This window comes from Streptomyces sp. NPDC056231 (assembly GCF_048270745.1).
Taxonomy (GTDB): domain Bacteria; phylum Actinomycetota; class Actinomycetes; order Streptomycetales; family Streptomycetaceae; genus Streptomyces.
On record NZ_JBLVKW010000017.1, the window covers coordinates 1 to 13,027 of the forward strand.

Consider the following 13,027-nt stretch of genomic DNA (forward strand, 5'->3'; position numbering starts at 1 on the left):
CGCAGCGAACTCCGGCGCTTCGCGCCTCCGGGCCGAGGATGCGTTTCCCTCCCCGGCTGAAGCCGGGGATACCCACGCAAGATCACGGATGGAACTGCTCCGTGAGATCGGCCGCTGGCCGCGGGAGCTTCCGGGCCGGTGATTCCCGTCGGGCGACCCGGAAGGTCTCAGGGGTGCGGGTCCCGCGGCGCGACGAGACCCGACTCGTAGGCGAAGACGACGAGTTGGGCCCGGTCACGGGCGCCCAGCTTCGTCATCGCCCGGCTGACATGTGTCTTCGCGGTGAACGGGCTGATCACCATGTGCGCGGCGATCTCCTCGTTGGTCAGCCCCCGTGCGGCCAGCGCACTCACCTCGCGTTCGCGCCGGGTCAGGGTCTCGAAGCCGGGGGCCGTGGCCCGGTCGGGCGGCCGGGAGACGAACTCGCCGATCAGACGGCGGGTGATGGCAGGCGACAGCAGCGCGTCGCCGCGGGCCGCGACACGGATGGCCTGGAGGAGTTCGGCGGGCTCGGTGTCCTTGAGAAGGAACCCGGCGGCCCCGGCGCGCAGCGCGTCGAAGACGTACTCGTCGAGCCCGTAGTTGGTGAGGATGACGACATGGACACCGGCCAGCAGCGGGTCGGCGGCGATCTCGCGGGTGGCCTCGATACCTCCCATCACGGGCATCTGTACATCGACGAGGGCAACGTCCGGGGTGTGGTGGCGGGCGAGTTCCACTGCCTGACGGCCGTCGGTCGCCTCGCCGATCACTTCGATGCCGTCCTCGGAGTCCAGCAGGGCACGGAATCCGGCGCGCATCAGGGCCTGGTCGTCAACGATCAGCACCCGGATCGTGTCCTGATGGTTCATAGCGCGGTTCCCGTTGTCCGCAGGGGCAGTTCGGCACGTACGGAGAAGCCGCCGCCAGGGCGTGGCGCGGCGGCGAGGGTGCCACCGAGGGCCCTGACACGCTCGCCCATGCCGGTGAGGCCGGTGCCCGGGGTGACGGAATCGCCGGGGGCGCAGGGGCCCTGATCGTCGACGCTCACAGTCAGCACATTTGCCTCGTAGACGAGTTCGACGGTCGTCCGGGCGCGGTCGGCGTGCCGGGCCACATTGGTGAGTGCTTCCTGCACGATGCGGTAGGCGGCCCGGTCGATGTCCGACGGCAGGGTGCGTTCGACGCCGGTGACGGTGACGGACAGTGCGATGCCCGCGGTGCGGGCCCGCTCGGCCAGCTCGTCGATGCGGTCCAGCCCCGTGCCCGGCTCCACCACATCGGTGCGAAGCACCTCCAGGGTCGCCCGCAGCTCCCGCATCGCTTCGCCGCTCGCCTCCTGGATCGCAAGCAGTGCGGGCTCCACCTCGCTGCCCCGCTTGCGGGCCAGGTGAACGGCAACTCCGGCCTGGAGCTTGACGATCGAGATGGAGTGGGTCAGCGAGTCGTGCAGCTCCCGGGCGATTCGCAGCCTCTCCTCCCCGGCCCGGCGCAGCGCCGCCTCGTCGCGGCTGCGTTCGGCGTCGAGCGCCCGCTGCTCGGTCTGGCGGAGATACGCCTGCCAGTTCTTGTCGATGAGTCCGGTGACCCCGGCGCAGAGGAACCAGCCGAGCAGCAGCAGGGTGCGCTCGATGGTGTCCTGTGCGCTTGGTGCGGCGACGATCAGGACCGTGAAGTACCCGGCGAGGAAGAGGGCGCCGGCGGCGATGCCCCACACGCGGTGTCCACTGCGTGCCGCCGCATGCACGGCGGACAGCACGGGGAACGCCGCCCAGCTTCCGGGGTGGGCGTGCACGACGTACGCCAGCATGGAGACGGTGGTGACGGCGAGCACGGCGCGCGGCGCCCGCCGGTGCCCGGCGAGTGCCAGGGTGCCGACTGCGACGAGCAGCAGGTCGAGCGTGTCCGGCCTTGAGGCGGCGCAGGCAGCGGCGAGGACCGCCGCGCAAATCGCGACGGCGAGTGCGGTGTCCAGCAGGTGAGTCCGCCGGTCGATGTCCCCCTGCATGCGCCGCACCCTAACTCCGCCCCGACAGCGTGGTCATCATCCTGCGGGACGGATTCCGCGCTACTCCCGGGGCAGCAGTCGAGGCCACCGCCGGTCGGCCGGGACCATCCTCAACTGCCTTCGGCCGTAAGACGACCGGGCACCGTCCGACGGGTGAGCATCGTCGCCATGACCGGACCCTTTCGATACACCTCACCCGAACCTCCGAAGTCGGCGACCGGAGCGGTCGCCGATGTGTACGCACAGCTGGCCACCGACTTCGGTATCGACCGCGCCGTGACCTTTGTCGTGCTGTCCGCCGCGCCGCCGCTGCTGGCCGGCACCTGGGCCGTCATGCGGGAGTCCCTGCTGGCCGGGCAGGCATCGCGCACCGGAAAGGAGGTGGTGGCGGCCGGGGTGTCGCTCGCCAACCGGTGCCCGTTCTGCGTCACCGCGCACACCGTGCTCCTGCATGCCACCGGCGACCACACCCTGGCCGAGAGAATCGCCCGCGGCGAACAGCCCGAGGACTCCCGACACCGTCAACTGCTGGCGTGGGGAAAGGATATGAGCAAGCCGCAGCCGTTCCCGTCCGGGGAGGCACCGGAGTACATCGGGACCGCGCTGGTGTTCCACTTCATCAACCGGATCGTGTCGTCCCTGCTGACCGAGGAGATGCTGCCCGGGGGTGCCGAGAAGTACCGCCTGGTACGGAGCGTGGCGGGCCGCTCGCTGGCCCGTACGGTCCGCCGCGAGCTTGTCCCCGGCGAGAGCCTGGCCCTGCTCGAGACGGAGGGGCCGCCGCCCGAGTGGGCGGCGGACACCCCTATCGGCACCGCGTTCGGCGCGTTGCGAGCGGCGGCGCACCTGGGCGCGGGGCTGCTCAGTGACGAGGACGCCGCCCTGGTACGGGCATCGGTCGCGGCCTGGGACGGCGTGACCCCGCTCCCTCTGCACGGCGAGGAGCTGCCCGACCGGGCGGAGCGGCCGGGAGCACGGCTCGCGCTGCTCGCGGCGCGTGCCCCGTACCGGATCACCGACGAGGACGTGGCGGCCTGGCTGGCGCCGCCGTTCACCGATCACTGCCTGGTTCATCTGATCGCGTTCGGCTCGATCTGCGCCGTCGAACGCATCGAGGCAACCCTGACCGCAAGGACCAAGGAGCACGCATGACCGTCACCGACGCGTGGAACGGACCGATCGGCCTGCACTGGGCCGACCATCCCGACCGCTACAACGCCATGCTGGCCCGCTTCGACGAGCCGCTGTTCGACGCTGCGGCTATCGGCACGGAGGACCGGGTCGTCGACATCGGCTGCGGCAGCGGGCCCTCGACCCGGACCGCCGCCCGGCACGCACCGCGGGGCCGGGTTACCGGCGTCGACGTCTCCTTGCCGCTCGTCGAACGCGCCAGGGCTCTCACCGACCCCGACGAATTCCCCTCGGTCTCGTACGAGTTGGGGGACGCACAGGTCCATCCTTTCGAGCCGGGCGGCTATGACGTGGCGATCAGCCGGGGCGGCGTCATGTTCTTCACCGACCACATCGCGGCGTTCACCAATATCGCGCGTGCCCTGCGCCCCGGCGGCCGGCTGGCGTTCATCAGCCCGCAGCCCCCGTCGCCGGACGGCGAGGAGCGCAAGGCGCTCGGGCTGCTGGCTTCCCTGCTGGGACAGGAGCACCCGGTGGAGAACGCCGTCGCGGACGCCATGACCTCGCTCTCGGACCCGGAGCACGTCCGCAAGGTGCTGGGCACGGCGGGCTTCGAGGAGATCGGCATCGCCTCCGTGACGGCCGCGACCTGCTGGGGGCGGGACGCGGCGGACGCGGTGGACTTCTTCATCTCCCGTACGCCGGGGCTCACCGTCTCCGGCACCACCCGGGCCTCGATGACGAAGACCCTGCTGCCGTACGAGACGGCGGAGGGCGTGCTGCTGCCGGCGGGGGTGTGGGTGGTCGGCGCTCGCCGCCCGCTCTGACCGGCGGGGTGTCAGGCGTCCGCGGAGGCCGGCGGCCGGTGCTCGTACCAGCGCTGATCGGCCTCCAGCTGGGCGGCGAGGGAGATCAGCAGCTCCTCGCTGCGGGAGGGGCCGAGCAACTGGGCACCGATGGGGAGCCCGTCGGCGGTGAAGCCGGCCGGCACATTGATGCCGGGCCACCCCAGCACGTTCCACGGCCAGGCGTACGGGCACGCCTCGGTGATCGCCACATCGGTGCGCCAGGCGCTCAGGCCGTCGAATGCGCCGATCCGGGGCGGCGGCGCTGCGGTGGTCGGGGTGAGCAGTACGTCGAACCGGGCTCCCGCCCGGGGCGCGTGGAAGAGCGCACCGATCCTGCGCTGCTGGCGCACCTCCCGGGCCCGGGCCGCCCGCACTGCCCGGCCCCCGAGCCGGGTGCCGGTGCGCAGGGCGCTGCGGGTGCGCGGGTCGAGGAGGGCAGGTTCGGGGTGGAGCGCGGCAAGTTCGGCGATCCCGGCCGTGGCACGGGGGAGGAAGCCGAGACCGATCAGCCCGTAACGGGGCCTGGCCTCCTCGACCTGATGGCCGAGCCGGGCGAGCGCCTCGGCGAGTGCCGCGACAGCCCGTCGTACTTCGGGGTGCGGGGCGGTACGGGTGAGGGTGAGCGGGGGCTGCCACGCGAGGGCGATCCGCAGCCGGCCGGGGTCGCGGCCGGCGGCGGCGGAGGCCGCGACGGGCGGGGGCCGGTGCAGGTCGTCGGGGTGCGGTCCGGCGGCCGCGTCGAGCAGCAGGGCGGCGTCGGCGACGGTGCGGGCCAGCGGCCCGTTGACGGTGAGGCCCTGGAAGGCGTCGTGGTGCGGGTGGACCGAGATCCGTCCGCGCTGCGGCTTGATGCCGACGAGATGGGTCCAGGCGGCCGGGATACGGACGGACCCGGCGCCGTCCGAGCCGAGGGCCGCGGGCACCAGCCCGGCGGCCACGGCCGCGGCGGAACCGCCGGACGACCCACCGGGGGTGTGGTCGGTGTTCCACGGGTTACGGGTGGCACCGAAGGCAGGTCCTTCGGTGAAGGGCCACTGCCCGAGCTCGCAGGAGTTGGTCTTGCCGACGATCACGGCCCCGGCGGCGCGGAGCCGGCGGACGGCCTCGCTGTCGGTGGTGGCTGCGGGCAGGTCGCCGCGGCAGCCGAAGTAGGTGGGCATTCCGGCGACATCGGTGTCGTCCTTGACGGCGACCGGCACCCCGAGCAACGGCAGCCGCTCCCCCCCGGCGAGGCGCCGGTCGGCTTCGGCGGCCTCCGCGAGCGCTTCGGTGACACGCAAGTGCCGGAAGGCATTGAGGGTGCTCTGGCTCGCTTCGATGCGTTCGAGGGCGGCGGACACCTGCTGGGTCGAGGTGGTCCGGCCGTCGGCCAGCTCGCGTGCGCTGTCCGCCAGTCCGGTCGACTCCGTGAACTCTGCTGAGGACATGGGCTGTACGCCTCCCGGATTTCGGCGCGTTCCCGCGCCTTCCGCATCTGTCCGCCCAAGCGAACTTACTGGAGGGTAACGAGTAGCGGGCGGTCTGCTCAACCGTTCGGCGGGGAGTGTCAGTCCCCGTTGCCGGTTTCTCCGACAGGAGTGGACAGAACCGAACGGCCGAGGTGAGGCCTGTGGGAGCAGAGTTCGCGGGAGAGCTCGAGACGCACCTGACGGTGCGCCTCGACACCGCGGTCGGCGCCATGGATGCGAGTTCGCGCCTGGAACACTGGGCGGGCAGGACCGGACTGAAGCTCACCCGCATCGCCTTGGACCGCGGTTCCATGCCCGACCAGCCCATGCCGACCGAGACCGGGCGCGGCCCCCTCACCGAGCGGCGGGCCGCCGCCCTGCTCCGTTCGGCCGAACTGCGGGCGGCGGACTTCCCCGTCATACGAGTGAAAATCGAGGCCGCTCCCTGGAACGCGGACATACCGCAGATGGCGGACGAGGCTGCCGCGCTGTCCCCTGTCGGCCACTTCGAAGCACCACATCAAGCTGCCGCTGGGGGAACCGGAGGTGGCCACGGCACGGGCCGTGGCCGAACGGCACAGCGCGCACCGATCGCGCAACGCCCGCCGTGCGGCCCGGGAGGAGGGGCACGAGCGGTTCGTCATCCAGCGCTGCCGCGCGGGTCGGCCGCCCTGAGGCCCGCGCCCGGCCTGGGCCGGCGCCGGACGGCGCTCCGGAGCGAGTCCGCGAGCCGTGCCGTCGGCGCCGGCCTGTGGGCGTCGGATCAGATGTGACCGCCAGGCGTCACGGTGAAGGACGCCGGACCGGCCGGCAGGTCCACGGTGTACTGGCGCAGGTAGGTGTCCAGGTACGGTGAGCGGTCGCCCTGGGTGGCCACGTCGTCGGACGGGTCGTCCAGGGACAGCCTCAGCACGGCGCCCGAGACGTCGATGGTCTGGCCCGACGGGGCGTCACGCCACGACCCGGTCTGGATCGAGCCTATCTCCACAGCCAGGACATGACCGGCCGCCAGCGTCCAGTCGGTCGCCTTGAGGTCGACGCTCATCCGGCCCTTCTTCAGCAGGGAGACCTGCTCGTCGAACATCACGGCCTTGCCGTCCGGGCCGACGTCGTAGAGCTTGAGCATGAGGTTGCCCTCGCCCTTCACGGTCAGCGAGATGTTCGGCGCGGCAGTCAGCCGCACGTCCTGGGCGAGCGGCTGCGACCAGACGAAGAAGCTGGAGCCGACCTCACCGGCCTGCTGCTTCTTCGCGATCCCCTTGGCCAGACCCTTGGGCGCCGGCTGCTCGGTCGCCGGGGCGTTCTCCATGTCCCAGTTACCCGACGGCTGGACCGCCTTGGGCGCCGGCGTGCCGGCTGTGGCCAGGACGGCGCGGGCGGAGGCACCGCCGTCGTCGAGGTAACTGCCGTTCCCCAGCGGGAGGGTGACGTCGCGCTCCACCGCCGGCCAGGTGTCCTGGGCGCGCCAGTGGCCGGTGGAGTCCTCGACGGAGTACATCGGGTAGTCGACCGAGGGCTCAACTCCCTTGAGGTACTGGTCGTAGAAGGACAGCGTCTCGCCGTACCAGTTCTCGCGTCCCATGGCCAGGCGGCCGTCCCTCACCCGGTCTCCACCACGCACGTGGTCCCACTGTCCGACCCAACCGCGCTCCGGGCCGGTGTGGTTGGTGAGGTACTCCTGCATCTCCTCGGGCTTGGTGTTGTTCTCGATGAAGCCCTGGGTGACGAAGAGCGGCGTGTTGGTGCCCTGAGCCATCTTGGCCAGGTCACGGGAGGTCCAGAACGGGTCGTTCTGGTCTGAAATCCGGTAGCCGGCCGAGTTCTCGGTCAGGCACTGGGGGTGGGAGTTCTCGTACCGGGCGTTGGCCTGGTAGTGCGCGTCGTCGTCCGGCAGCGGAGCCATCGTGGCAATGCCGTTGTAGGCATTGGCGGTTCCGGTCACATTCGGGCGGGGGACCCCGTTGGAGTAGATGTACTGGTACATGTCCCAGAGGGGCTCCTGGGCAACGACGGCCTTCAGCGGGGACTGCTTCAGGTTGTTGCCGATGAGGCCGGTGACGGCGTCGTAGGACTTGCCGTACATGCCCACCGCGCCGGTCGACCACGACTGGCTCGCGGCCCAGTTGATCGCGGCCTTCACGTCGGCCTGCTCCCCGGGACCGCCCCAGTCGAGGCAGCCGGTCGAGCCGCCGAAGCCGCGCAGGTCGACCATGAGGAACGCGTAGCCGTGGGCGAAGAGGTCGCTGCCCTCGATGAAGTCCTGGAAACGACTCGAGGGACCGGTGTGGGTCCAGCCCTCGGGGCCTGTCTGGCCCGCGTGTCCGAAGTACGGGCCGATGGAGAGGATGACCGGCACCTTCTGCCCGGCGGGCACGCCTTTGGGCATCAGCAGGTCGCCGTGCAGTTCGGTACCGGAGCCGTCCGAGGACGGGAAGTAGTGCTGGGTCCAGACCGAGCCCTCTGGGACACGGTCGTTCTGCTCGTGCGTGATGCCGTCGGCCGCGGTGGCGACCTCGGCGGTCCGGGTCTGAGCGGAAGCGGCGGTCGGTGACGCGACGGCGGGGCCGGCGAGTGCGCCGGTCAGCGCCAGAGTGGTGACGAGTGCCGAGGCGGCCCAGCCGGGCGCGCGACGTCTGTTCACTGGCTCTCCAGAGTCGTCGGTACGGAGTGGGGCGGCGGTTCCGGCTGAGCGGCAGCCCCCTGCCCGCCGTCGCCGCAGCGACGACGGACGGTCGCACACACATCAAGAACGGGACCGTGTGTGCGAACCCCGGCCGGAACCGATGGTTAGAGACCCTAAGGTCATCACTGAAACGCGTCAACGGTGCTGTATAGCCCTTGTGTTATTGATGTGACGGGAGCAAGTACGTTGCCCATAGGGACGGTTGCATGAGAGGAAGGTGCGAACGCCGGCTGCTGACGCAGCCCGTCCAGGAAAACCTCGGACGCAGGTCAGAGGCCCTTCCGAAGGAGAAACCGCAGGTAGCGGCAGACAAGTCGGGCTGTACGCCGGGTACAGGCTCCCTACCCCGGTGTCACAGCGGCAAGGGTGGCTCTCCTCCTGCCGCAGGAGATCGCCGCATCCTCGCCCTGCGGATGGCGTGCACGCCCCCGCCTCGCGGCGGGCGCCGCGAGGCGGGGGCGGCTGCGGGGTTTCGGGCTCTCAGCGTCTGGTGCGTTCACCAAGGTTGAGGAGGGTGTAGAGGAGGAGGGAGGAGGCGAGGCCGACGGCCCAGCCGTAGTCGGCGAGGGGTTTGAGGACGGGGATGAGGCCGTCGACGGGGAAGGGACCCTGTGCGGTGCCGTTGGCGTCGATGGTGGAGTAGGAGCCGCCGATGGCGAGGACGCCGCCGACGAGGAGGGCGAGGACGGCGCGCAGGTTCCAGCCGGCCGTGTACCAGTAGCGGCCGGCAGGGCTGTACAGCTCGTCCAGGGCGAGTTGGGTGCGGCGGACGATCCAGTAATCGGCGATCAGGATGCCCGCGACGGTGCCGAGCAGGCCGCCGACGACGCCCAGCCAGGTGAAGATGTAGACGTGCGGGTTGGCGATCAGCTTCCACGGCATGATGGCGATCCCGACCACGCCCGTGATCAGCGCGCCGGTACGGAAGTTGATGAAGCGCGGGACCAGGTTGGCGAGGTCGTACGCCGGGCTGACGACGTTGGCCGCGATGTTCACCGACAGGGTGGCGACCAGAACCACGAGCAGGGCGAAGAGCGTCCCGGCGACGCTGTCCATCTTCGCGGCGAGCGCGATCGGGTCCCAGATCGGGACGCCGTAGACCGCCTGCGAGCCCGAGGTGACCAGCACCGAGAGCAGCGCGAACAGCGTCATGGTGGTGGGCAGGCCCAGGGCCTGGCCGCGCATCTGGGCGCGCTGGCTGCCGCCGAAACGGGTGAAGTCCGGGATGTTGAGCGACAGCGTGGACCAGAACCCGATCATGCCCATCAGAGCCGGGAAGAACACCATCCAGAAACCGCTGCCCCACCCCAGCGCCGACGGCTGCGACAGCAGCGGACCGAACCCGCCCGCCTTCACCGCGATCCACGCCAGCAACGCCAGCGCGCCCACGATCACGAACGGTGCGGCCCAGTTCTCGAACCGCCGCAGGGTCTCCATGCCCCGCGCGATCACCGCGATCTCCAGCGCCCAGAACAGACCGAACGACAGCCACAGTGTCCACGGCTGCCCGGCTACCTGACCTGCGGTCTGCCAACCGCTGCCGAAGAGCTTCCCGGCCAGCAGGAAGATCCCCTCGCCGCCGATCCAGGTCTGGATTCCGAACCAGGCACACGCCACCGCCGCCCGAATCAGCGCCGGCAGATTCGCACCCCTCATCCCGAACGAAGCCCGCGCGAACACCGGGAACGGAATCCCGTACTTCGTCCCCGCATGCCCCGTGAGCAGCATCGGCACCAGCACGATGAGGTTGGCCAGCGCGATGGTGAGGACTGCCTGCTTCCAGTCCATGCCGAGCGCGACCAGACCGGAGGCCAGAGTCCAGGACGGGATGTTATGAGCCATTCCCACCCAAAGACTCAAATAGTTGTAAACACCCCAGGTGCGCCTCTCGACGGGCACCGGCGCCAGGTCGTCGTTGGCGAACCGTGTGTCGCCCAGGACGACCCCCTCGGCGAGGGCGACGCGGCCATCGGGATAGGTCTGCTGGATCGTGGACGCGGATATGCGGCCCTGCGGTGGAGTGGGTGGGACGGTGGATGTCATGGCGGCTGGACCCTTCGCTCAGGAGCGGTGCTGTGCGGGGCTGGGGAGGGGGCGCGTACAGCCGTGGGGGGAGGCGCGGGTCAGGCGGAAAGGGCGGAGATGATCTCGGAGCCGTACGCGTCGATCGTCGCTTCGCGCGCATCGTGCATGTTGTAGACGGCGAACTGGTCGACGCCCAGGTCGCGCAGCGCCCGGAGCTTCTCGATGTGTGCCTCGGCGGGGCCGAGCAGGCAGAACCGGTCGACGATCTCGTCCGGCACGAAGGCGGTGTCCGGGTTTCCGGCGCGCCCGTGGTGGCTGTAGTCGTATCCGGCACGCCCCGCGATGTACTCGGTCAGCGCCTCGGGTACCAGGCCGGAGTGTTCGCCGTACCTGGACACCAGGTCCGCGACATGGTTGCCGACCATGCCGCCGAACCAGCGGCACTGCTCGCGGGCATGGTCGAGGTCGTCGCCCACATAGGCGGGGGCGGCGACGCAGATGGTCACGGAGTCCGGGTCGCGGCCCGCCTCCGCCGCCGCGTCCCGGACAGCCTTGATCATCCACTCGGTGAGGAACGGGTCGGCGAGCTGCAGGATGAATCCGTCGGCCTTCTGTCCGGCGAGGGCGAGCGCCTTCGGACCGTACGCGGCCATCCAGACAGGCAGTCTGCCGTTCTTCACCCACGGGATCTGGACCGGCTGCCCGTCGACGGTCGCCTCCCGGCCTTCGGCGAGGTCGCGGATGACGTCGATGGCCTCGCCGAGGCGGGCCAAGGTGTTGGGCTTGCGTCCGGCGACGCGCATCGCGGAGTCGCCGCGGCCGATGCCGCAGACGGTGCGGTTGCCGTACATGTCGTTGAGGGTGGCGAAGGTGGAGGCGGTGACCTCCCAGGTGCGGGTGCCCGGGTTGGTGACCATCGGGCCGACGATGAGGCGTTCGGTGTGTTCGAGGATCCGGCTGTAGATGACGAACGGTTCCTGCCAGAGCACCGCCGAATCGAAGGTCCAGCCGTAGCGGAACCCGTTGCGTTCGGCGCGGCGCATCAGGCCCACGACGGCTGATGCGGGCGGGTCGGTCTGGAGGACGAGTCCGAAGTCCATGGCAGGTGCTCCTAGGGCGTGTTTCGAAAGTGGCGTCGTCCGCCCGTAGGGCGGGCCGGGCGGCGTCCGGGGCGTGCGATCGCAAGGCGGAGGGTCGCCCCGATACCGGTGGTATCGGGGCGGGCCCGACAACGCGGCGAGCGTGCGTGCCAGGCATCGCCCGGCAGGCGGGACGTCCGAAGCACGCCCTAGTCCAGGTACTGACTGGTGGCGCGCGGGGTGTAGATGCCGTGGCCGGCGCGCCCGGTGAACTTCCTCCGGTCGATGACGACTTCGCCGCGCGAGAGGACAGTCTCGACCTGTCCGGTGATCCGCTTTCCCTCGTACGCCGAGTAGTCGACGTTCATGTGGTGGGTCTCGGCGGAGAGGGTCTGCTCGGCGTGCGGATCGTAGATGACGACATCGGCGTCGGCGCCCGGGGCGATGGTGCCCTTCTTCGGGTAGAGGCCGAACATCCGGGCCGGGGAGGCGCAGGCGATCTCGATCCAGCGGCGGCGGGAGATGTGGCCGTCCACGACCGCCTGATGGAGGAGGTCCATCCGGTTCTCCACGCCGGGCATGCCGTTCGGGATCTTCGAGAAGTCGCCGCGTCCCATCTCCTTCTGGCCGGAGAAGCAGAACGGGCAGTGGTCGGTGGAGACGACCTGGAGCTCGTTGTTCCGCAGGCCGCGCCAGAGAGCCTCCTGGTGCTCCTTGGGCCGCAGCGGTGTGGAGCACACGTACTTCGCGCCCTCGAAGTCCGGCTCGGCGAGGTTGTCGGTGGAGAGGAAGAGGTACTGGGGGCAGGTCTCACCGAAGACCGGAAGTCCCTTGTGGCGGGCGGCCGCCAGCTCGGCGACGGCCTCGTCGGCGGAGACGTGCACGACGTACAGCGGGGATCCGGCGACCCGGGCGAGCTGGATGGCACGGTGGGTGGCCTCGGCCTCCAGGGCCACCTTGCGGACGTCGCCGTGGTAGCGCGGGTCGGTGCGACCCGCGGCCAGTGCCTGTTCGACGAGGACGTCGATCGCGATGCCGTTCTCGGCGTGCATCATGATCAGCCCGCCGTTCCCTGCGGCCCGTTGCATCGCGCGCAGGATCTGGCCGTCGTCGCTGTAGAAGACACCGGGGTACGCCATGAAGAGCTTGAAGGACGTGACGCCCTCCGAGACGAGGAGGTCCATCTCCTTGAGCGAGGACTCGTTCACATCGGAGAGGATCATGTGGAAGGCATAGTCGATGGCGCAGTTGCCGTCGGCCTTCGCATACCAGGCGTCGAGTCCTTCGCGGACCGCGCGCCCCACGGTCTGGATGGCGAAGTCGACGATCGTGGTGGTGCCGCCCCAGGCGGCAGCCCTGGTCCCGGTCTCGAAGGTGTCGGCGGCGTAGGTGCCACCGAACGGCATCTCCATGTGCGTGTGCGCGTCGACACCGCCCGGGATGACGTACTTGCCGGTGGCGTCGATGGTCCGGTCGGCGGTCCAGCTCGTGGCCGCGTCGGTGCCGTGCGCGGCGAGCGCGGCGATGCGGCCGCCCTCGATGAGTACGTCGGCGTGAAGTTCGTCGGACGCGGTGACGACGAGGCCGCCGTGGATGACGGTGCGGCTCATGTACCCCTCCTCACTCTGGCGGAATGGGTCTACGCACGTAGATGTGGTGCGTGGTGAAGAACGTAGAAGTGGGTTACCCACTGTGGCAATACCGCTGCGGCTAACTGCTGAAGACGTTTGCGTTTCCGGGCATCCCGTACACCGTCGGCCCAAAGCCGGCGCCGCCGCACGACCGGAAGGTCCCCGCACTCTGATCTGCCATCAGTACGTCCGCCC

General features: G+C 70.3%; 10 protein-coding genes. 3 read left to right on the plus strand and 7 right to left on the minus strand.

The genetic code is table 11. The features are described 5' to 3' along the window. Positions 1-167 precede the first annotated feature (167 nt). Both ACNPQM_RS15990 and ACNPQM_RS15995 read right to left on the minus strand, forming a co-directional pair. Positions 168-851 carry a response regulator gene (locus ACNPQM_RS15990; protein WP_418084507.1) on the minus strand — a complete coding sequence of 228 codons (684 nt, stop codon included), beginning with the start codon at positions 849-851 and terminating at the stop codon, positions 168-170. Beyond that, the gene (locus ACNPQM_RS15995) at positions 848-1,987 is read right to left on the minus strand and encodes a sensor histidine kinase (RefSeq protein WP_358859381.1); all 1,140 of its coding nucleotides are present in this window, start codon (positions 1,985-1,987) and stop codon (positions 848-850) included. Before ACNPQM_RS15995 ends, ACNPQM_RS15990 begins: the two co-directional genes overlap by 4 nt. Positions 1,988-2,155: 168 nt before the next feature. Here ACNPQM_RS15995 and ACNPQM_RS16000 point away from each other — a divergent pair, with 168 nt between their 5' ends. Together ACNPQM_RS16000 and ACNPQM_RS16005 are read left to right on the plus strand one after the other, a co-directional pair. Further along, positions 2,156-3,139 carry a carboxymuconolactone decarboxylase family protein gene (locus ACNPQM_RS16000; protein WP_418084508.1) on the plus strand — a complete coding sequence of 328 codons (984 nt, stop codon included), beginning with the start codon at positions 2,156-2,158 and terminating at the stop codon, positions 3,137-3,139. After that, positions 3,136-3,945 carry a class I SAM-dependent methyltransferase gene (locus ACNPQM_RS16005; protein WP_418084509.1) on the plus strand — a complete coding sequence of 270 codons (810 nt, stop codon included), beginning with the start codon at positions 3,136-3,138 and terminating at the stop codon, positions 3,943-3,945. The genes ACNPQM_RS16000 and ACNPQM_RS16005 overlap by 4 nt, the downstream gene beginning before the upstream one ends. Before the next feature lie 11 nt (positions 3,946-3,956). On the opposite strand, the gene ACNPQM_RS16010 is transcribed toward ACNPQM_RS16005, so the two are convergent. Then, entirely contained in the window at positions 3,957-5,393 is a 1,437-nt protein-coding gene (locus ACNPQM_RS16010; protein ID WP_358859384.1) for an amidase, read from the minus strand. Between the two features lie 182 nt (positions 5,394-5,575). Between ACNPQM_RS16010 and ACNPQM_RS16015 the strand changes: the two genes are divergently transcribed. After that, a complete protein-coding gene (locus ACNPQM_RS16015; RefSeq protein ID WP_418084510.1) occupies positions 5,576-6,187 on the plus strand; it encodes a hypothetical protein in 612 nt (203 codons plus the stop codon). Here the strand turns inward: ACNPQM_RS16015 and ACNPQM_RS16020 are convergent. From ACNPQM_RS16020 to hydA, 4 genes are all read right to left on the minus strand, one after another. Beyond that, positions 6,178-8,055 carry a CocE/NonD family hydrolase gene (locus tag ACNPQM_RS16020; protein WP_418084511.1) on the minus strand — a complete coding sequence of 626 codons (1,878 nt, stop codon included), beginning with the start codon at positions 8,053-8,055 and terminating at the stop codon, positions 6,178-6,180. The genes ACNPQM_RS16015 and ACNPQM_RS16020 overlap by 10 nt on opposite strands. 522 nt (positions 8,056-8,577) lie before the next feature. Continuing rightward, a complete protein-coding gene (locus tag ACNPQM_RS16025) occupies positions 8,578-10,140 on the minus strand; it encodes an NCS1 family nucleobase:cation symporter-1 (RefSeq protein WP_418084512.1) in 1,563 nt (520 codons plus the stop codon). Between the two features lie 80 nt (positions 10,141-10,220). After that, positions 10,221-11,222 carry a TIGR03842 family LLM class F420-dependent oxidoreductase gene (locus ACNPQM_RS16030; RefSeq protein WP_418084513.1) on the minus strand — a complete coding sequence of 334 codons (1,002 nt, stop codon included), beginning with the start codon at positions 11,220-11,222 and terminating at the stop codon, positions 10,221-10,223. A gap of 188 nt (positions 11,223-11,410) precedes the next feature. Continuing rightward, a complete protein-coding gene (gene hydA, locus ACNPQM_RS16035; protein ID WP_393301026.1) occupies positions 11,411-12,811 on the minus strand; it encodes a dihydropyrimidinase in 1,401 nt (466 codons plus the stop codon). Positions 12,812-13,027: the final 216 nt, after the last annotated feature.